General features: G+C 39.8%; 16 protein-coding genes. 10 read left to right on the forward strand and 6 right to left on the reverse strand.

The window, feature by feature from the left end; genetic code table 11:
* The first annotated feature begins 63 nt into the window (after positions 1–63).
* From EGN73_RS09650 to EGN73_RS09660, 3 genes are all read left to right on the forward strand, one after another.
* Complete coding sequence (locus EGN73_RS09650) at positions 64–2,433, forward strand: TonB-dependent receptor (RefSeq protein ID WP_246611530.1); 2,370 nt, start codon at positions 64–66, stop codon at positions 2,431–2,433.
* 91 nt (positions 2,434–2,524) lie between these two features.
* Positions 2,525–3,466, forward strand: a complete 942-nt coding sequence (locus EGN73_RS09655) for a DUF4625 domain-containing protein (protein ID WP_219288811.1) — start codon at positions 2,525–2,527, stop codon at positions 3,464–3,466.
* 79 nt (positions 3,467–3,545) lie between these two features.
* A complete protein-coding gene (locus EGN73_RS09660; protein ID WP_219288813.1) occupies positions 3,546–4,019 on the forward strand; it encodes a hypothetical protein in 474 nt (157 codons plus the stop codon).
* 212 nt (positions 4,020–4,231) lie between these two features.
* Here EGN73_RS09660 and EGN73_RS09665 read toward each other — a convergent pair whose 3' ends face one another.
* Positions 4,232–4,744 carry a hypothetical protein gene (locus EGN73_RS09665; protein ID WP_219288815.1) on the reverse strand — a complete coding sequence of 171 codons (513 nt, stop codon included), beginning with the start codon at positions 4,742–4,744 and terminating at the stop codon, positions 4,232–4,234.
* Positions 4,745–4,868: 124 nt separating this feature from the next.
* Here EGN73_RS09665 and EGN73_RS09670 point away from each other — a divergent pair, with 124 nt between their 5' ends.
* The 3 genes from EGN73_RS09670 (at position 4,869) to EGN73_RS09680 (ending at position 10,880) form a co-directional block, all read left to right on the forward strand.
* On the forward strand, positions 4,869–6,458 hold the full coding sequence (locus EGN73_RS09670) for an ATP-dependent DNA ligase (RefSeq protein ID WP_219288816.1): 1,590 nt from the start codon (positions 4,869–4,871) through the stop codon (positions 6,456–6,458).
* A complete protein-coding gene (locus tag EGN73_RS09675) occupies positions 6,451–8,901 on the forward strand; it encodes a ligase-associated DNA damage response DEXH box helicase (RefSeq protein WP_219288818.1) in 2,451 nt (816 codons plus the stop codon). Before EGN73_RS09670 ends, EGN73_RS09675 begins: the two co-directional genes overlap by 8 nt.
* 68 nt (positions 8,902–8,969) lie before the next feature.
* Entirely contained in the window at positions 8,970–10,880 is a 1,911-nt protein-coding gene (locus EGN73_RS09680; RefSeq protein WP_219288820.1) for an ATP-binding protein, read from the forward strand.
* Here the strand turns inward: EGN73_RS09680 and EGN73_RS09685 are convergent.
* The 3 genes from EGN73_RS09685 to EGN73_RS09695 all read right to left on the reverse strand — a co-directional run bounded on the left by EGN73_RS09685 (position 10,877) and on the right by EGN73_RS09695 (position 14,445).
* A complete protein-coding gene (locus tag EGN73_RS09685; RefSeq protein WP_219288822.1) occupies positions 10,877–12,325 on the reverse strand; it encodes a TrkH family potassium uptake protein in 1,449 nt (482 codons plus the stop codon). The two genes, EGN73_RS09680 and EGN73_RS09685, sit on opposite strands and share 4 nt — an antisense overlap.
* A gap of 2 nt (positions 12,326–12,327) precedes the next feature.
* Positions 12,328–13,671 (reverse strand): Trk system potassium transporter TrkA, encoded by a 1,344-nt coding sequence (trkA, locus tag EGN73_RS09690; RefSeq protein ID WP_219288824.1) that lies wholly within the window; start codon positions 13,669–13,671, stop codon positions 12,328–12,330.
* A gap of 102 nt (positions 13,672–13,773) precedes the next feature.
* Complete coding sequence (locus tag EGN73_RS09695) at positions 13,774–14,445, reverse strand: tetratricopeptide repeat protein (RefSeq protein WP_246611531.1); 672 nt, start codon at positions 14,443–14,445, stop codon at positions 13,774–13,776.
* A gap of 138 nt (positions 14,446–14,583) precedes the next feature.
* On the opposite strand from EGN73_RS09695, the gene EGN73_RS09700 reads away from it, so the two are divergent.
* The 3 genes from EGN73_RS09700 (at position 14,584) to EGN73_RS09710 (ending at position 18,129) form a co-directional block, all read left to right on the forward strand.
* Positions 14,584–15,675 carry a hypothetical protein gene (locus tag EGN73_RS09700; RefSeq protein ID WP_219288827.1) on the forward strand — a complete coding sequence of 364 codons (1,092 nt, stop codon included), beginning with the start codon at positions 14,584–14,586 and terminating at the stop codon, positions 15,673–15,675.
* Positions 15,676–16,279: 604 nt separating this feature from the next.
* Entirely contained in the window at positions 16,280–16,783 is a 504-nt protein-coding gene (locus EGN73_RS09705) for a hypothetical protein (RefSeq protein WP_219288830.1), read from the forward strand.
* Positions 16,784–16,923: 140 nt separating this feature from the next.
* Positions 16,924–18,129 (forward strand): GTP-binding protein, encoded by a 1,206-nt coding sequence (locus EGN73_RS09710; RefSeq protein WP_219288833.1) that lies wholly within the window; start codon positions 16,924–16,926, stop codon positions 18,127–18,129.
* A 29-nt stretch (positions 18,130–18,158) separates the two neighbouring features.
* On the opposite strand, the gene EGN73_RS09715 is transcribed toward EGN73_RS09710, so the two are convergent.
* Positions 18,159–19,409, reverse strand: coding sequence for a DNA recombination protein RmuC (locus tag EGN73_RS09715; protein ID WP_219288835.1), 1,251 nt, complete (start codon positions 19,407–19,409; stop codon positions 18,159–18,161).
* Complete coding sequence (locus EGN73_RS09720) at positions 19,384–20,418, reverse strand: alpha/beta fold hydrolase (protein ID WP_219288839.1); 1,035 nt, start codon at positions 20,416–20,418, stop codon at positions 19,384–19,386. Before EGN73_RS09720 ends, EGN73_RS09715 begins: the two co-directional genes overlap by 26 nt.
* Positions 20,419–20,561: 143 nt before the next feature.
* Between EGN73_RS09720 and EGN73_RS09725 the strand changes: the two genes are divergently transcribed.
* Positions 20,562–21,323, forward strand: a complete 762-nt coding sequence (locus EGN73_RS09725) for an outer membrane protein assembly factor BamD (RefSeq protein ID WP_219288841.1) — start codon at positions 20,562–20,564, stop codon at positions 21,321–21,323.
* Positions 21,324–21,600 lie beyond the last annotated feature (277 nt).

The following is a 21,600-nucleotide window of genomic DNA, read 5'->3' on the forward strand; positions in this document are numbered from 1 at the left end:
AGCTTTAAGGGGAACTTTTGAGAGGAATTGGTACTTTTGCATCTGAAACAATATTGCATCTAATTGACGCGTTACCTTTTATTTCTTCTTTTTTTTCTAACTTCATTTTCTTCCATCCTTCGAGGGCAACAAACGGGGTATTCCCTCAATGGTATTATAAGAGATGACAATGGAGATGGCTTAATGGCTATTGTGTCCATCCATGAGTTGGGTAAAGCAACCATAGCCGATGAGGAAGGTTTTTTTCAATTTGAAAATTTAAGACCTGGCAGCTATCATTTACACATCACACATGTAGGATTTAGAGCTGAGAATAAAAATATCAGCATTTTGGATGCAGATCGATTCGTAGAGCTAAGTTTAAAAGAATCAGCAATCCAACTGGAAAGTCTTACCATAGAAGCCAACCCTTTCAAAAACGGGCCATTAGAGCAGTCCCAGACCATCATGGTATTGGACAGGGACTTTTTGGAAAGAAACAATGGAGGTACTTTTGCCAATGCTCTGGAAAAGCTCCCCGGAATATCTACTATCAATACAGGAGTTGGTATCAGCAAGCCTGTTATCAGAGGGATGAGTTTCAATAGAATCATGATCAATGACCGGGGAATCAAACAGGAGGGGCAACAATGGGGCGCAGACCATGGATTGGAAATCGATCCTTTTGATGTGGACCGTGTAGAGGTGGTCAAAGGGCCTTCTTCCCTACTCTATGGGTCAGATGGAATGGCAGGAGTTATCAATATAGCTCCTCCTGCATTTAAACAGGACAATGAAATCGAAGGTTCTTTTACATCCATGTATAGGAGCAACAATGACATGTTTTCCAACTCAATAGCCGTTGAAGGCAATCAGGGTGATTTGGTATTTGGAGGAAGGTTTACCATGCAGGATTTTGCTGATTACCGGGTTCCTGCAGATCAGTTCAATTATGCCGGTTTTATTCTCCCAATCTTCGAAAACAGATTGAAGAACACTGCTGGCAGAGAAAGACATTTCAGTACTATGGCGGGAGCCAAAAAGGACTGGGGATATTCTACGCTGACTATAAGCCGATTTGACCAGGAAGCCGGTATTTTTGCCGGTGCTGTGGGGGTTCCCAATTCCTTTAACCTCCGACATGATGGTAATTTTAGGAACATCGATATTCCGCGACAAAGCAATCAGCATTTGAAAGTACTTTGGAACAACAGCATACTCATCAATGATTATTGGTTGGAGTTGGATATGGGGTATCAAAAAAATGAAAGAAGGGAGTTTTCCAGGCCTCATGCACAGGAAGTCGCCCCTGACAATCCATTTGGAAACCTGGCCCTTTCACTTGTCCTAGATGTGTGGACTGCCAATGCACGCATCAGTAAAACCCATGGCGAAAAAGGGCAATCCATTTTCGGCTTTAATTCACAATATAGCATCAATAGGCAAAGCGGTTTTGAATTTCTTCTGCCAAACTTTGAGTCTTTACAAGGTGGTCTTTTCTATTTTCGTGAGCATAAGTTCACCCAAGATTTTGTAGTCAATGCCGGTCTTAGACTCGATGGTGCTTATCATGATATAGAGGAACACCTACAACCTATATATGAAAGAATGAGGCCTACTGGGGAAATGGACCAAAGAAATCCTGATATTCAGCGGGAGTTTTTCAATGGAAGTGGATCTGCCGGATTTTCCTGGGTATTTTTGGAGAAATTCAACCTCAAGTTCAATGTAGGTTCTGCCTACAGGATTCCAACACCTATTGAACTTTCCTCCAATGGAGTGCATCATGGCAACTTCCGACACGAAGTAGGTAATGCTACCCTTGAAAGAGAAAGAAGCTATCAAACAGACCTTAATTTGGCTTATTCAAGCAAAAAGTTTTTGGTCACTTTCAGTCCATTCTTTGGTTACTATGATGGATATATTTATTTGGCTCCTGCACCAAGGTTTTCTCCTTTGCCAGGATCAAGCATCATTTGGGAATACAGGCAGAACAACGCCATTTTCACAGGAGGTGAACTGATGACAAATATTTCTCCACTGAAAAACCTCACCTTCAACTTAGGTGCAGAATACGTGTACAATCAAAATCTTGATACGGGCCTACCCCTACCGTTAACTCCACCTTTCAGTGTACTTTCAGGTGTAGAATATAAACTTCCAAATATCCGAAATGTATTCGATAACCTTTATGTTTTTGCTGAAGTCAGGCAGGCAGCGGACCAAAATCGAGTAGATCGGAATGAAAGGACTACTGAAGGTTATACCTTATTGGAAGCAGGGTTGGGCGGAGATGTGCTATTTGGTAAGCAAGAAGTCAAATTTCAGCTGTCGGGACAAAACCTTACCAATGCGGTATATTTCAATCACTTAAGCCGATACCGCTTGTTAAACCTTCCTGAACAGGGAAGAAACATCAGTTTTTCAATCAAAGTACCACTTACAATTAGATAGAAAAACGATTTTTTCTTTGGGTCTTTATTTTTTGACCATATATTTGCAATACAATTGCATTTACAACAAAGTAACATAAACGTCTAAACCAATGAAAAGAATACCTTTATTATTTAGTGCCCTTGTCATGACAGTACTTTTTTCCTGCAATGATGAAAACGATAATCCTCCGGTAAGTGACTTGGAAGCTCCTGTTATCGGCTTTGCAGAAGGTCGAGACAGTTTTCGGCCCATGGAAGGTGAAGTAAGATCAGCTTCTACAGACCATATGCACATTAGATTCAGTGTAAGTGATGAGTCAGGTATTGGGCAAGTCCTTCTTGATATCCATAATTCTTTTGACGGACATACTCATGGCAGAATGAGCAATGTTTTTTCCGCTTTAAATGTGAAAGATATTTATAGTCCGGATGCAAGTTCTCCATTCTTGAGGTTTCCTGAAGGATCTACTTTCCTAAATGTGGACGGTTCATCTACAGATATTTACTGGGAGGGACCTACATCCCGTGTTGAAAACAATGTATTGGCTGGGCCTTACGACATTATCATTTCTGCGGTAGATATCCATGGCAACCAGACTTCTTTTGCCGACGGAAGTAACTATTTGGCTACTTTCTACATTGAGAGACCATATGCTCCGGTAATTGCAGTAACGAATTTGCATGATGGTGAAATTGAAGGTGAAGCCGGTGAAGCTTTGGAAGTGGAAGGAACTGTAGGCAGCGGAAGCCATGAATTAAGTTCTGAGATTACTTTCTTATGGGTAAGATTGGTAGAAGAAGATCATGACCATGACCACAACCATAGAGTTGCCGGAGAAGAATATTACGAAAGAATTTGGGGAAATTCTGCTTGGAGAGACCTTTCAGGTCCTGAACTTCCAAATGGTTCTGAACTCAAATTTGAGGATATTTTCACAGGTGACAATGCTATCGTATTACCAGAAGGTGAAGACCATTTGGACTTGATCATCTGGGCTGAAGATGCAAATGGCAATATCACAAGAAAAGTATATGAAGTTCATATTGATTAATCACTAATCTATTACTATAATTGGAGGAAAGATCTTTAGAGGTTTTTCCTCTTTTTAGTTTAAACCAACCAAATGAATTATGAAAAAAACTTTGTTTTCACTTGTATTGACCGCAATGATCTTCTCTTTAGTTTCTTGTTCAGAAAAAAAAGACCAGGAAGGTGATCCAGCTCTTTATGCCGAAGCCAACGAAATCCACCAATCTTCCTTGGATATCAGAGAAGAAATCATGGAGTTGGAAAAAGCCCTTAAAGAAAATGATATTTCAAATGAAGAAATCAAAGATCTTCTGAAGGCATGGGATAAGGACATCATTGAAGTACCGGGATATGAACATTCACATGATGACGAAGAGCAGAGAAAGTATCATGTTCACAATCCTATGAAGCCTTTTTCTGATGAAGAGCATTTGGAATACCAGAAGCTTATGCATAAGGAAATCGTAGAAATTAGAGAAAAAATCCACGAAATAATGTCCGATAAAGCCAATATAGAAGATGGTGAAGAAGACAGAGAGGTATTGGATGAGGTAACCCCTCCTGTGGAATCTTAATTCAAGAACAATTATCATCAAAAAGCCATCACCAAAGATGGCTTTTTTTATATTGGCTATTGTAATTCAGTGTGTATTCGCGCTTTACTATTCAGCCATTTAAACAATTGGCTCAGCCGTATTCTGTTGACGATAGTCAGTGTACATTTTTAACAAAAGATTCAATGATCAATTTATCCTGCATGAGAAATTGCTAATAATCAATTTTCCTTTTAAAAGTAAGGTGAACATAAGGTCATATTCTCACTATCAAAACTTCCTGGATTATTGTCATTTGCACCGATATTGCCAGCTACTAAAATCACCTGATATTCGGGTCCTGAGTCTGCAAGGTGTACCTTAATATGACCATCTAAATTTTTGAAGCCATCAAAATCTAAACTCTCTTGATTAGAAAGCCTTCCCAATATGGTAGTGCTTCTCAATGTTCTAATGTCTACAGGATCAAGCATGTGTGCCATGGGTGCATCTACAGCATCATAGGTGCCAAAATGCAGGTGTGCAGGAAAAAAGTAGGGCTCTTCACCCCTTTGACCTTCCAGTTGGATTTCCAACTCCAACTCCCCTCCCATCATTTCACGGACTTTAAGCACTCCTGTGTAATCAAAATCAGAAGCTTTAAACAAGGTATATTCCACTTCATTATCTGTATATAGGGGATCACTTTGATCTTCATTACAAGAAATGAGTACCAAAAAAGCGAGAGTGTATATCAACTTTTTCATAAGTGGAGAGTTTTCAAATTACAAACGTTTATCTAGGCCATTCAGTTTGTAAAGGACATCAGAAATTTAAACAATTTTACAGAAATAAAAACTAATTTCACTTCTCTCTCCATCTTTTGCTCCCATGAATCATTTTGCAGCACTTTTTTTAAAATTAGATCAAAGCAATAAAACTTCGGATAAACTCGCTGCTCTTCAAGAGTATTTTCTCCTTGTTGATGACAAAGATAAGCTCTGGACATTAGCCATTTTCACTCACAAAAGACCTAAAAGACAGGTGAATACCAAACTTCTGAGAGCCTGGTGCATAGAGCAATCAGGGATACCTGAGTGGTTGTTTGAAGAATCATACCAAACTGTAGGAGATCTTGCTGAAACATTGTCCTTGCTTCTGCCCGTCAATAAGGACTCACAGGACAAAACCTTGGCTTTTTGGATAGAATACCTCCGACAAATGGAGGGAATTGAAGAACATGAAAAAAAAGAAAAAATCCTATGGGCTTGGTCTGTATTGAACCGGGATGAAAAATTTATTTTCAATAAAATCATCACCGGAGGATTTCGTGTAGGAGTTAGTCAAAACCTGGTCACTCAAGCTGTTGCCAATGCATTTGATATGGAAAAAACCGAGGTGGCACACAGGCTGATGGGAGATTGGCACCCTGATCATGTAACTTTCGAAGACCTCATTCTTTCCAAAAATCCCAGTGATGACCTTTCCAGACCGTATCCATTTTATCTTGCACACCCACTCGAAAAGGACCTGAGTGACCTTGGAGAGCTCGAAGACTGGCAAATTGAATGGAAGTGGGACGGGATAAGAGGACAGGTTATCCACAGAAACAAAGAGGTTTTTATTTGGTCACGGGGAGAAGAGTTGGTAACGGAAAAATTCCCTGAATTGGAAGAAATGTCAAGGCAACTGCCCGAGAATTGTGTGCTTGATGGGGAGATCATTGCCTACGAAAATGGAGCCCCTCTCCCATTCTCCTTATTGCAGACGAGAGTAGGAAGAAAAAATCTGAGTAAAAAAATATTGGCAGAGGCTCCCGTAAGCTTTATTGCTTATGATGTTCTCGAATATGATGGAAAAGATTTGAGGGAAAGGCCTTTGAGAGAAAGAAGGAAAATACTTGAGAAATTGAGCTTGGAGGTAAAACATTCAAGTTTGGTATTATCTCCTACCTTGCAAGAATACAGCATTGAAAAATTAAAAAAACTGCATCTTGAATCCAGACTGCGAATGGCTGAGGGATTTATGTTGAAACGCAAAAGCTCGCCATATGAGGTTGGCAGGAAAAGAGGAAATTGGTGGAAATGGAAAGTAGATCCACTTACCATAGACGGAGTCATGATCTATGCCCAGAAAGGTCATGGTCGACGAGCAGACCTCTACACAGATTATACTTTAGCTGTTTGGGAAGGGGAAAATTTGGTTCCCTTTGCCAAAGCTTATTCTGGACTCACAGATGCGGAGATCAAAGAAGTGGACAAGTATGTCAAGCAAAATACCATGGAAAAATTCGGACCAGTGAGAACAGTGAAAGCAGGTTTGATTTTTGAACTGGCTTTTGAAGGAATCCAGGAAAGTAAGAGACACAAATCAGGCATTGCCCTGAGATTCCCTCGAATTCAGCGATGGAGAAAAGACAAACCTATAGAGGAGGCCAATACATTGGAAGACCTTAAAGCCTTACTTGAAAAATATGGTTGAAAGTAATTTAGAACCAGCATTAAACTATTTCAAATCTAAAGATTGGAAACCCTTTGACTTTCAAGTTCAAGCTTGGAAAGATTATCTGAATGGAAAATCAGGAATATTGAATGCTCCTACCGGAAGTGGAAAAACCTTTGCCCTTTGGTTTCCTGTGTTGCTTTCTTACATACAAAACAATCCGGACACTTGGCATACCTCCAAAAACAATGGGCTAAGGCTCATTTGGGTCACTCCATTGCGGGCTTTGGCCATGGACATTCAAAAAGCCATGCAGGAGGTATGTGACAGCATGGGATTACCTTGGCAAGTTGCTGTAAGGAATGGAGATACCAGCAATAAGGACCGGGAGTCACAAAAGAAAAATCCTCCTGAATGCTTGGTCACAACCCCTGAGACATTGCACATCTTGCTGGCTCAGAAAAATAACAGTCGCTTGTTCAAAAATCTGGAGGCCATTGTAATTGACGAATGGCACGAACTTATGGGCAACAAGCGGGGTGTGCAGGTACAGCTGGCCATGGCCTATATCCGGTCCAAGCTACAATATCCTATCAAGGTATGGGGAATATCAGCCACCATAGGCAATTTGGAAGAAGCATTCAGAGCTCTTTTGGGAGACAAGCTCTCAGTACATATCATCAAATCCGAAGTTGAAAAGAAAATTAACATTAGGACAGTTTTTCCAGATGAGCTGGAAAAATACCCTTGGGCAGGACACTTGGGGATCAAGCTGATAGACAAAGTCCTACCAATAATAGACCGGCATCAATCTGTACTTCTTTTCACCAATACCAGGGCCCAAACAGAAATCTGGTACCAGAAAATCATGGAAACAAGACCTGATTTGGCTGGACTGGCAGCTGTCCATCATGGTTCACTCGATCAAAAAGTAAGGACTTGGGTGGAAGAAGCACTGCATCTTGGCAAACTTAAAGTGGTGGTTTGTACTTCCTCATTGGATCTTGGAGTGGATTTCAGACCTGTGGATGCGGTAATTCAGGTTGGAAGCCCAAAAGGTGTGGCACGGTTTCTCCAAAGAGCCGGGCGCTCAGGACATCAGCCGGGATTGCCCAGTGAAATATATTTTGTGCCTACCCACTCTTTGGAACTTATAGAAGCTGCCGCCCTGCGCAAAGCCACCGAACAGGGAGATATGGAATCCATTCATTGTCCCGATCTTCCCTATGATGTTTTAATCCAGTTTTTGGTCACTTTGGCTGTTGGCGATGGTTTCTATCCTGAAGAGCTTTTTCCAATTGTCAAAAGCACCTATTCGTTCAAAAATTTAGATGAGGAAGAATACCGTTGGATTTTGTCTTTTATCACCAAAGGCGGGGACTCATTGAGTGGCTATGAGGAATTTGCCAAAGTGGAAATTGATGAAAACGGTCTTTTTATAGTGCGCAACAGAAAAACAGCCATGAGACATCGTCTAAGTATGGGTACCATTGTAAGTGATCCCATGCTCAAAGTCAGGTTTCAAAATGGTGCTTTTCTTGGTATGGTGGAAGAATATTTCTTTTCTAAAATGAAGCCGGGTGACAGGTTCTTTTTTTCCGGTAGGAATCTCGAGTTTGTCAAAATCAGAGAACTGAGTGCTATAGTAAAGCTTTCGAAAAGAAAGAGCAGCAACACACCATCTTATATGGGAGGGAGAATTTCTCTTACATCCAAACTTTCCGGAAAAATCAGGGAAATATTGGAAGAAAGCAACAAGGCAGTCCACGAATCAGAGGAAATCCAATACCTAATTCCTCTTTTGGAATTACAGAGAAGCCTCTCTTTGATACCTGATAAGAATACTTTTTTGATCGAAAAAAACATATCAAAAGATGGACATCATGTCTTTTTCTATCCCTTTGAAGGCAGGATGGTACACGAAATCCTAGGGGCCCTGACTGCTTACAGGCTGTCTGTCAGTTACCCTATCTCCTTCAGCATTGCTATGAATGATTATGGGTTTGAACTTCATTCAGATCAGCACATACCAATTGAAGAAGCACTTGAGGAGGACCTTTTTACCTGCAAAAATCTGGATGAGGATATTTTGGCTTGCATAAATGAAAGTGAAATGGCCAAAAGGAAGTTCAGGGATGTAGCCACCATTTCAGGTTTGATTTTTCAGGGCTATCCCGGCAAACCAGTAAAACTCAAACATCTCCAATCCAATTCAGGAATACTTTTTGGAGTATTTGAAGATTATGATCCGGAAAATTTACTACTGAAACAAGCCCATAGGGAAGTATTGGAAATGCAGATGGAGAAGAATAAAATTCTTCAAGCCGTTCAAAAAATCAATACCCAACAAATTGTGCTTCAAAAACCTAGTCAGTTTACTCCGTTTTCCTTCCCTATTATGGTAGACAGGCTTAGAGCCTCTTTAAGCTCAGAGTCTCTTGAAGATAGAATTGTAAAAATGAAAGCACAATTGATTTCCTAAAAAATAATTTCATTTTGTAATGGAATAATAAAACCATAATTTCAAACCGAAATTCAAAAAAATAGAGATTGAAAGCAAATTCCTGCATTTATTTTGTGCTGCCATTAATTTTATTTTTCTTCTTTCAAGAAGTAGCCTCAGGGCAGCAGGTCACCACTACCCATCAGCTAAAGGCTGACAGTTTATATCAATTGCTATCCAAAACCCAAAATCAGGAATCAAGACTTGAGATCTTATCAGAATTGGTATGGGAGATCCACTATTCTGATACAGCGCAGAAATTTTATATGGAGGCAATAGAATTGGCAAAAAGCCTGGGGAATGCCAATCTTGCTGCCCAAAATATAAATAGATTGGGAGTGTATTATCGGAATAAAAACCTTCAGGAAGAAGCATTATTACTTTATGAACAGGCATTGGACTTAAGCAGAAAAGCAGGACTTGGAATACAGACAGGTCACTCTCTTAATAACATTGGCCAGATTTACAATTATAGAGACCTCTTTGAGGAGGCCCTTTCACACTACGAAGAAGCTGAAGAATATTTTCTCAATGCAAATGACCAGGATGGCTTAGGATACAACTATACAGGGAAAGCTTTGGTTTTGGGTGAACTTGGCAGGTATTTGGAGGCCATACAGACAATAGACAGGGCCATTGAAATACGTGAAAGGCTTGGTAATGAAAGACAATTGGCAGTTTCTAAATTTAATCGAGCTAATCTTCTCATGGAAATGGGTGATCTGGATAATGCAGAAATAGATATGGTCAATTTGCTGGAATTTGGTTTGACCTATGATTTAGTAAGGGCTTTGAATGCACTGGAAAAACTCGTTGAACTGAAGATCCGACAGGGGGAACTTGAAAAGGCCATTAAGTATGCGGAGCAAGCAATTCCCATTCATGAAGAAAGACCACAATCTGAATCCATGATCCCAATTTTCCAGCAAATGGCCCAATTGTATTTCCAGAGAGGTGACCAAAGTAATTTCCAGAAATATTCTGAATTACTTCAGAAAGAAAGAGCAATCCTAAATGCCGAAAAAACAAAAAATCACTTGTCAGCCCTGACAATTAGACGGCAAAGGGAAGAGATCGAAGCTTTAAACAGGGAAAAAGAACTCATTGAAAAGAATAAGCAAATCCAACTATATCTGGCTATTGCCATGCTTGTAATCATCTTGGGTCTGGCTTATTTCCTCTATGTGTATTACAGATTTTTGAAAAAGGAAAAAGAAAAAAATGAAATCTTAAGACAACAAAAGGAACAAATTGCCCAACAGGCAAAAGAATTGGAAGAATCAAATCGGGTTAAGGATAAAATCTTTTCTATCCTATCCCATGACCTTAGAGGCCCGCTTCATTCTTTGATCAGTATGATGCAGTTACTAAATGATGACAATTTGAGTCAGGAGGAATTCCAAAAGTACCTCCCCCAGGTATCCCAAAGTCTTGGAGAAAACGAACAATTATTGGAAAACCTTCTCTTTTGGTCCAGAAACCAGATGAAAGGAATGACCATGCAAAAGTCATATGTGAATGTTCACCGATTGGCTGAAAAAAACATCCGCTTATTGACACAAACAAATTTGTATAAAGGGCAGCTGGTCATCAATAAAATTCCTGAATCCTTATCGGTCAATCTGGACAAGGACATGCTGGACATTGTTTACAGGAACTTACTAGCCAACGCACTCAAATATACCCATAGTGGGGATGGGATAGCTCTAGCAGTGCAAGAAGAAAAAGAAAAGTATGTGTTCAGCATCAAAGATGACGGAATAGGAATCAGGGAAGATGTAAAAGAAAATCTTTTCAGCAACAAGTTCATGACTTCTCCCGGAACACATCAGGAAAAAGGTACTGGTCTGGGCTTATTGCTTTCAAAAGAGCTAATTGCTATGCACCAAGGTGAAATCTGGGCCGAGAGTGCACAGGGTCAAGGTTCTGAGTTTTTATTTTCTATACCCAAGAGTTAATTGGCCCTCCAAAAATACGGAGTGAACAGCACAAGAATAGTAAACAATTCCAGTCTTCCTAATAACATCAGAAATGACAAAAAAACCTTGGCAGTGGGATCGAAAAATGCAAAATTGTCCATAGGTCCAACCCTACCTATTGCTGGACCTACATTTCCCAGGCTAGTCGCTACAGCACCAAACGAGGTCAGAATATCGTACCCTAACAAAGATATTATAATAGACCCCAAAACAAATATCATCAAATAGATCAAAAGAAAGTTCATGATATGGGTTACAATTTTGCCCGTTACCCTATCGCCGTTGATTTTTAAAGGTACTACTGCCCTCGGGTGAACGATTCTTTTAAACTCCAGCCAGGAGTTCTTGAAAAATGTCAAATGCCGAATAAATTTTATTCCTCCAGATGTCGATCCGGCTGAAGCTCCGAGAAACAAGAACATAAAGAAGACCAAAGTCAATCCACTGTGATATGCTGTATAGTCTGCGGTGACATACCCTGTGGTCGTTATCAAGGCTATAATTTGAAATAAGGAATCCCGAAATGCTTTTTCAAATCCTTCCCCAGAGTAATACCAAACAGGCCAAACCAATAGAAAAACCAGTGCAATCACGGATATGAGATATGCCTTGAATTCATCAGAAGCCCAAACTCTATTGAATTTCCCCTTCAAACCAAAATAGATAATGGTGAAATTTGTGCCGGCAAGGAACATAAATATTATGGAAGTGTATTGAATGAAAGGTGAAAAATATGCCATGCTGTCCGACCTTGTGGAAAAACCACCAGTAGCCATAGTAGTCAAACAATGGTTAACGGCATCAAACAAACTCATACCTTGCAAGAAATAAATGATACCGAGCAAAAAGGTAAGTCCTATGTATACCATCCAAAGTCTTTTAGCAGTTTCGGATATCCTTGGGTGAAGCTTGTCAGATGTAGGTCCCGGAGCTTCAGCAACGAACAGTTCAATTCCCCCAATCCCCAACAAAGGAAAAATGGCCACAGTCAAGACGATGATTCCCAGTCCACCTATCCATTGGGTCATCGACCGCCAAAAAAGGATTCCAGGTGCAGTACCTTCTATATCTGTCAAAATAGTAGCTCCTGTAGTGGTCAAACCGGAAACCGTTTCGAATATGGCATCCGGGATACTTTCTACTGCGCCACTTAGGATATAAGGCAACATTCCAAAAATACTCATCAAAAACCAGCTGAGAGATACTATCAGGTAACCTTCCCGTTTTCGGATATTTTGATCTTGCTTGGAAAAAGTGGAAAACAACCCAAATCCGGTCAAAAAGGATACCCCTACCGAAATGGATAAAGCCATTAAATCATCGCTTCCATGATACAAAGCAAAACCGACCCCGGGAAACATCAAGAGGGAAAAAAGCATCAACAATGCCCCCATTATTTTGCCAATAGCTTTAAAGTGGATCATAATCAGTGAAAGAGTTTTTCCAATGCTGGCTTGGCAGATGGGAGTGCCAACACTATAGCTTTATCATGAAGTTGCAAGGTGAATTCACCGTCAGGTATAAATACCTCATCATTGCCTCGAATAACCCCAGCAACTATTGCCGTATCAGGAAAATGTAGGTTCTTCAAGGGATTTTTGGTTACCCTGTTGTTTTTGTTGACCACATACTGGATGATTTCTGCATCCACTCCATAGATCTCCGATACTGCTTCCACTTGCCCTTTTCTCAGGTATCTGGTAATCTGATTGGCAGCCACAAGTTTCTTGTTGATAAGAGAATCCACACCGATACTGTGGGAAATATGAATATATTCACGCGTATCTACGTGAGCTATGGTCTTATACACCCCGTGATTTTTGGCACTCAGAGAGGTGATGATATTGGTTTCGGAAGAATCAGTCAAAGAAATAAAAGCATCCATTTCTTCCAAGCCTTCTTCTATGAGCAATTCAATGTTTTTATAATCCCCATGAATGACCAAAGTATTATTCAGCCTTTCAGATAGCCACTTGCACCTCTCTTTGTCTCTATGTATCAAAGTCACCCTATATTCTTCCTCTAGGGTTTTGGAAGTGGTATAAGCCATGTCATCCCCACCTATGATCATGACATTTTTAATACTGACTTTTTTCTGTTCCAGTAAATCTATGATCGAGGTAACTGCCTTTTTGTTAGAGATAAAAAAAACATGATCCTGATTCCTTACCACTGTATTGCCTCTGGGAATAATGGTCATTTGACCCCTAACAATGGCAATGATCTTGACATCTTCAAAAATGGGATTGTTTCTGGTATCCGCTATTTTTCTGTCTACCAAAGAACTGTATTGATCCAAAGTAACCCCGACTACATTTAGTTTACCACCTTCAAATTCAAATACGTCCGAAAAAGTTGAATTTCTCATCATTTTTGATATTTCCCCACTACAAAGCATGGTGGGAGAAATGATATTGTCTATGCCGATATTCTTGAAATACCTATCATGCTCCGGATCAAGATAATCATGGGTTCTTACCCTTGCTATTACCCTTTTAGCTCCCAGTTGTTTGGCAAGAATAGCTGCTACAATATTTGTTTTTTCGGAAGTGGTAACAGCCATAAACATACTGGCAGAGGAAACATTGGCACTTTTGAGCACTTCAAAGGAAGTCGCATCACCCACCACAGTCATCACATCCAAGTGTGCTGCTGCATAATCCAAGGCATCTTTGTCCAGATCTATCAGGGTAATGTTTTTATTCTCATAACTCAGACGCTCCGCCAAATGGTAGCCCATGTCTCCCGAGCCTGCTATGACTATATTCATAGAATAAAATTATTTTTGGGAAATGGGTGAAGTCATACCCTATTCCATCAAGTTCCGAAAGGTATATTCTTTTCCAACTTTCCCCAAAAAAATCCTGTTAAATCAACGGCAATAACTGTCAAGATACTTTTGGGTGACTTTACTGCCCAATTGTCTGGCATTTTTCCAGTCTTCACATGCGGCTTCGCTATTATCTGTTTTGTAGAATGCATACCCCCTATTGGTGAGCACATCATAATTACCTGGACTGAGGGTCAAGGCATAATCATAATCTGGAAGTGACTTTTTATACTGATTGGTTTTGAGATAACAATTGGCCCGGTTGAAATAATAAGCCCATACCAATGGGAAATCCTCCCCATTCACCTTGCTGTAGTTGATAGCTTCTGTGTAAGCTGCTATGGCTTCCTCATACCTGTTTTCCTTTTGAAACAAATTGCCCAGGTAATAAGCCATCTCATCATCTTCTTCAAATATTTTCAAGCCTGTTTTCAATACCTCGACCACCCTATCAGTCTTTTCACTGAGATTCTTCCCTGCCCTGTAATAATTGAGGTAGGCAGGATGAAAAGAGGGATCGTCTTTTAGCACAGATTCAAGAATCCTGACTGCGGTCTCATGTTTTTCTTCTTCTATCAGCTCCAGGGCAGTGTTGTTGATCACAACAGAATTTTCCCTAACATCCAATTCTACATCATATACTTTTTGGGAAAAAGCAGAGGTGTGGCCCATAAAAAATATAAGAAATGTCAAGAGAAATATTGGTGTACGCATATCAAAAGCTTATTTGGAAAATACAGTTTGATTGAATTATACGGAACAAACGCCGGAATGTGAAAAATAATTTAAAAAACCATGTAGCATTCACCACATGGCCCTTCGTCATTCAAAAAAATTAAACCAATAAGCACCATGACAAAATACTTATTAAGCAAGACCGCAAAAATCATCAGCGGTATTTTGATTCTTCTTTTTTCAGCCGGATGTGAAAAGGAGCATTCTCCTGTAAAAGTAATTGATGAAAATTTCTCCATTGAATTTTTAGGCTTGGAGGGGCCTAGAGTGAATAAACTGGTATTGAGCAACAACAAGCTTTATGCCTGCACCCAAGATGGCTTTTATGTCAAAAATCTAGGTTCACCTGCCAAATTCAAAAATATAGCACTGAAGGGTAAAAATGTGGAAGATGCGGTGATTTTTTCAGACTCTGAAATGTTGATTTCTTATAGAAATGTCAATCCCGAGATCGAGGCCTTTCCACAGCTTTGGGAAACTAAAGACGCAGGGACAACATGGAAGGCGATAGAACATAATTTTGGAGGAGATGAGCCGGAAGAGTTGGTGGATTTTGAAAGGCACCCAACTCAGCAAAACACTATATTTGGTTTTGGAAGGATGGTACTGGCGTCCTCCACGGACAAAGGTAAAACATGGAATCCAATATGGGGTGACTGGCACATGTTTTCAAATTATGGCAGGGCCTTTGTCAACCCTGTTCAGCCCGATGAAATCTGGCTTGGCGGACAAGGTGGTATAGAAAACGGTTACTTGGTTCATCTTAAAAATGAATCAGTAGTAAATGAATGGAATGACCTTGTCCCTAATCCAACTGTGGTGAAAAAAGTCGCTTTTGACAAACTATCCCCTCAGACCATTTATGTAGGCTGGGAAGGCGAACTTTCAAAAACTTCCGACAATGGTCAGACTTGGGAAACATTGATAGAAAAACATGAAGAAGCGCACTTTTTTATGGGAATAGGAATCAGTGATCAGGACCAAAAACTCATATATACAGGTAAGTGGGCCAAAACTCCGGAGCCACAACCTCTTGAATTGTCCTATTCAAAAGACCAAGGCAAGACATGGACTACCAAAACTTTTCCGGGAATCAATTATGGAGGTGTATTTGATATGATCTTGGTCACTGAAGGAAATACTGATAGGATATTTGTCGGACTGGATAAAGGAGGAGTTTACGAAATAAAAGCCAAAGGTATTTTATAAAAAACACTTATAGTACCACCAAAAAACCGGAAAATAAATTTTCAATGTTTGAAAATCTTTATTTTCCGGTTTTCCATTTTTTTTCAACAATTGGTACTTCATTTGACATATATAACCAAATTGAAAATTGTGAAAATCAATCACTCAGCATATCAAAAATTCCTAAGCTTGAGCCTACTCGGGATGCTTACAGGAATTTTTATTGTTTTGTGTGTATGCAGTTTAAATTCATCAGACTATTCTGATCATCAAAAGATTCAGCCATCTGATTTCAAGTGGGAAAATCAAGAGGTAAAATACTTTCAGATTCTTGTTGAAACATCCAGTATAGTTTTTGAAAAATTTCAGGGCGACAATGACATTCATCCTGACAGTAAAATAGTTTCATTCTGGACAAATCGTCTGATTTCACTTTGTCATAGGGTACAATTGGCAGTCAGTCCAAACCTCAATAATTATAAAAAGCTTTTTCCTTTCCATTTTTTCTGGTAATAAGTTGATTTTTTATGGATCCCAAACCACTTCTATTGGTTTGATTTAATTCACCATTATTCATCCCAAGCCAACTCCATTTGTTGGCTTTAAAAAACAACCATACATCCTTATGATACTGGATATTGAGCCCATTTCATTGGGCATTTCGCTGCTATTGATAGCAGCATTTATTGCTCCTTTGTATGTCTACACCAAAAGAGTAAAAGAAAAAAATAGATTCCTAATCCAAAACCAACTTGCCCAGGCCAAGAACTTGGGATTTGAACTCCTTGAATATGAAATGTGGAGAGGCCGGTACTTCTTGGGTATAGATCAAAGTAGGCAATACCTCCTATTTAATCCTGAAATGGGAACTTCAGAGCTAGAAGTCATTGCACTTTCAAAAATCAATTCTACCGGAGTTAGTCAAGAAGTAAGGACACTTATAAGTGGCAAAGAAAAAGTCATCATAATTGATAAAATAGGAATTGAATTGAAAGGATCGGATAAATCTACCTATGTGGAAGTTTTTGACAGAACTTACTATTCGGATTTAAATGGAGAAAAGGTTATTGCCCAGAAATGGCTTGGAATAATCAAAAATGCTATTTCTTCGCAACTCCAAAGAAATTAATCGACTCGAAAATGGTTCCTGAATTTGATCGGGAACCTTTTTTTGTTTATTCGAGGCTGAGAAATCATTTGTAAAATAATTTTAGATTTTAATAAATGAATTTCTATTTTTGCAACAATATTGCATTAAAGATAAATACCATGAATTCAAATAAACTTCCTGTTACCGTACTGAGCGGATTTTTAGGTGCCGGAAAAACCACCTTACTCAATCATATTCTACATCATAAGCACGGACTAAAAGTAGCCGTGATTGTCAACGATATGAGTGAAGTAAACGTGGATGCCAGATTGGTAGAAAGTGAAAATACTTTGTCAAGAACAGAAGAAAAATTAGTGGAGATGAGCAATGGCTGTATTTGCTGTACACTGAGAGAAGATTTGATGGTAGAGGTGGAAAAACTTGCCAAAGAAGGGCGTTTTGATTACCTACTGATAGAAAGTACCGGTATCAGCGAGCCTGTACCTGTAGCCCAGACATTCAGCTTTGTCGATGAAGATAATGGAATTGACCTATCCAGATTCAGTTACGTGGACACGATGGTCACAGTGGTGGATTGTTTCAATTTTTTCAAAGATTTCAACACTGATGAATTGTTGATGGATAGGGAGTTGACAGATATGGAAAATGATTTCCGCACCATAGTCAACCTGCTCACTGACCAGATCGAGTTTGCCAATGTGATCATATTGAACAAAACAGATTTGGTAGATAAAGAAACTATAGGACTTTTGAAAGCAGCAATTGGAAAGCTGAATCCGGGAGCAAAAATCTTAGAGTCTGAATTTGGAAAAATTGAACCTTCAGAAATTCTCAATACGGGGATGTTTGATTTTGAAGAGGCACAGAATTCAGCAGGATGGCAAAAGGAACTTCAGTCTGAGGGACATACACCCGAAACAGAGGAATACGGCATCAGTTCTTTTGTTTTTCGGAATAGGAAACCTTTTCATCCCCAGCGTTTATTTGATTTCCTTAGCAATAACTATCCCGGTGGAGTCATCCGTGCAAAAGGACTCTTTTGGCTGGCTTCCAGACCAGACGATGCACTCAATTATTCTCAGGCAGGAGGGTCTTTCCGTATGGAAAAAGCTGGTGTATGGTGGTGCAGTATGCCCTACTCCAAAAGGATCCGGTTTGAATCTTTTGTCTATAATCAGGAATATATAGAGTCCAAATGGAACAAGCAATGGGGAGATAGGATGAATGAACTCGTTTTTATTGGCCAGGATCTTGACAAGGAAGAAATAGCAGAAACTTTGGAATCGTGTTTAATCAGTGATGACGAAATTGAAGCATTTAACAGTAAAAAGGAATTTTATGACCCTTTCCCGGCCGAAATGTAAATATCCGGGACCTTTAAGGCCCACCCATACTATTCCAGGTATTTGCTTCCTTCTTCCTCCGGCAGTTGTTCTACCTCTTTGAGTTTTCTCTGAATTACCCTTGTTCGGGTGCCTACCAATTGATCCAAATCCGTAGAAGCTTCACTGATCTTCTTTTGGGCTTTGGATATCAGGTCCCCGAACTTGGAAAACTCAGTTTTGACCGCCCCAAGCACTTTCCAAACTTCTGAGCTCCGCTGCTGTATGGCTAGCGTTTTGAATCCCATCTGAAGACTGTTCAACATGGCTGCAAGAGTAGTAGGTCCCGTTATAACAATTTTGTATTCTCTTTGTAGCAATTGTGCCAAGTGGCCATCCCTTACCACTTCTGCGTAGAGGCTCTCCATTGGGAGAAATAAAAGAGCAAAATCTGTCGTGTGAGGAGGATGCACATACTTATTTGAAATGTCTTGAGCTGCTTTTTTAATGGCTTTGAAAAGTTCGTTTCTGGCCACATCAATGACAGTCTTTTCTCCGGTATCGTAAGCGTCCAATAACCTGTAATAGGTTTCTTGTGGAAATTTGGCATCGATGGGAAGATAAACCGGTTCCTCATCGGTATTTCCTGGCATTTTGACAGCATATTCTACCCTTTCACTGCTACCCTTTCTGACCTGTACATTGTATGCATACTGATCCGGTGAAAGGATATTTTCGAGGATGCTTTGAAGTTGGTATTCTCCAAGAACACCCCTACTTTTTACATTGCTTAGCACCCTTTTAAGGTCTCCCACTCCTGTTGCCAGGCTTTGCATTTCTCCAAGTCCCTTCTGTACTGCCAAGAGTTGCTTGCTTACCAATTCAAAAGATTGCCCCAACCTCGCTTCAAGTGTTTTTTGAAGCTTCTCATCTACGGTTTCCCGCATTTTTTCCAATCGCTCTTCAGTGGATAAGAGCATGCGCTCTTGCTTTTGGACCAATTCCTGAAATTTTTCTCTCTGAAGGGAATTGAAAGCCTGAACATTGTCACGAAAGACAGTTCCAAAGTCTTTCAACGCTTCCTGCTGCTCTCTGGAACTGCTGCGTAAATTGTCAAATACAAGCTGAAACTGAGTGATCAGACCCTGTTGGATTTCCCCTCGATTGGATTGCATCTGCCGATTGAGCTCTGCTCTTAGTTCCGAAAGTTGCTTTTCCGTATCTCCTTCTGCGGATTTCTTCTTTTGAATCTGGTTCAGTAAAAATAAAATCAGGACAGTCTGGACCAATAGAAAGCTAAGGATGATGTACTCTATGAACATGGCTTAAGAATTTTGGACTCGAAAAGTAGTCCAAATCTACCTGAATACCCAAGAATGCCAAGTATTCCGTGACAGTCTCTGTCGGCCTTTCTTCCATGGGAACATGGCCTGTTTTCTCAAAAATTTTAACTTTTGCCTCTGGAATGACTTCTTTGAACTTTTGGGCATTGGCTACGGAAATCCATTGGTCGTTTTCCCCCCACATGATCAAAACAGGCATATTCAGACGGGCAAAGTCCACTTCATAAGGTTTGTAGGTAGTCAACCTATCAAGTGTTGCCTTTCTGTTACCTTCCCTCCTTAGTAACTCGTAATAGCGGTTGACCATAGCTTTATCTACTTTGGAAGGATCATAAAAAACCTCTTCTAATGTTTTTTCAAAGATTTTTTTGGGGGTAAACTTCAGCAGGAAATTATTGAAGAAAGGATTACGGGCTATTTTGAAAATGGTAGCTCCTGAATCATAGGTTTTTTTCTTTTCTATTTCCTCACTTAACCTTTGTTCTCTTGGTGCTCCCGAAGCATCTATCAGGTTAAGAGATAGAATTCTTTCAGGCTGGTCCGTTGCCATTTTAAGTGCCACAGCCCCACCCATACTGTTACCTGCCACATGAAATTCCTTAAGGTTTAGCTGATCGGCAATTTCAAAAACCAAAGCAGCATAATCCTCGATTCCATAAGCTTTGCTTTTGGAAGGGCCAGTAAGTCCATGACCTGGGAGGTCCATAGAAATGGTGTTAAAAAAATTGCTCAGTTCTTTTTCCCATGGCTCCCAAGTGTGGAGAGAGGAAAAACTACCATGGATCAAAAATATTGGTTCTCCCCTACCTTTTACCCGTACGTGGACGTTTTCCTCCCCAACTTTCAGGAAGTAGGAATTTTCATCTGTATACTTTGATATCAGCCTGTCCAGAGAAATGTCCGGTCTGTATGAGACGATAACAATTAGAAGCAAGATCGCGAAAATTACGCCGATCACCTTCAAAAATGTAAGTAAGGGTTTTCGCATGTTTCTACAAACTATAGCTAAAATTAAACAAAGCATTTACAAATCCTTTGATTTCCTGAAATTTTAAGAAAAGTCTCCGAATTGGTATTTTTGAACCATTCTGATTACTTTCGACAAACAATACCCAACAGTACCTTATACCGATGAAGATTACCTCTTTAAATACATTTCTTTTCAAATCCTTTCTTTGCAGTTTAGGCCTTTTGTTGGCAGTGTGTTCTGTAAATGATGCTTACGCACAGGCAAGGCCAAACTTAGGAAGTTCGGCAAGACTCTTCAGTTACGCCTTGGAGGAAATGGAAAAAGGCGATTATGAAAAGGCCAATACTTATTTTAGACAGATCATTGAAAACAACCTCCCTCTTTCACCGGAAATGCCTTATCACTTCGCAGTTACTCTTTATGAGCTAAAGCAATATGACAACAGCAGGAATTTCCTCACCAGGTACCTGCAGATCAATGGCAGAAATGCCGAAAAGTTTGAAGAGGCCAAAGAACTGGAAGCCAAACTTCAAGAACCGTTAGACGCCATTAAAGCCTGTAGTTTTTGCAACAGGCAGGGCTATAGAATTTTGGCATGCAACACCTGCGAAGGTGAAAAAGAACTAGAACAAAGCTGTAGTCTCTGTAAGGAAAGAGGCGTGGTAGGCTGCAACAGATGTTTTGGCAAAGGACTTCTGACCAAAAGAAATGTTTTTAACCTTATCGAATACCATGAATGCGACCAATGCAATGGAGAGGGCAAACATACCTGTCCACGCTGTGATGGTGATCTCAAGGAGTTTACTACATGCCGCACCTGTCAGGGTGAAGGTACAATTGCTTCTGAGGAAATCTGCGACCATAAGGAAAAACCCAGACATTTATCTTCACTTTTCAGACAGATGCAGAATTCCCATGACTAATCTTTGTTTCTCATCATGATTATCCGCTTACTTACAAGTAGAACCTAAATAGTGGAACAAAACCTGTGATTTATAGCCAATATCAATGAATATCCAATATCTATTAGTATCGGATTTAAATAGGCCCTTATTTAAATTGGTTAGTTGTATAATTGCGGATATACATGTTTCTCATTATTGAATTGTCCAAAAACCATTTAGGAAAAGAAATACAGTCTTTTGCAAATCATAGAAGATTTAATATTTGATCTGTATCCAAGCATCTTTTTCTTTGGAA

The organism is Arthrospiribacter ruber, assembly GCF_019343195.1.
Lineage (GTDB): Bacteria > Bacteroidota > Bacteroidia > Cytophagales > Cyclobacteriaceae > Arthrospiribacter > Arthrospiribacter ruber.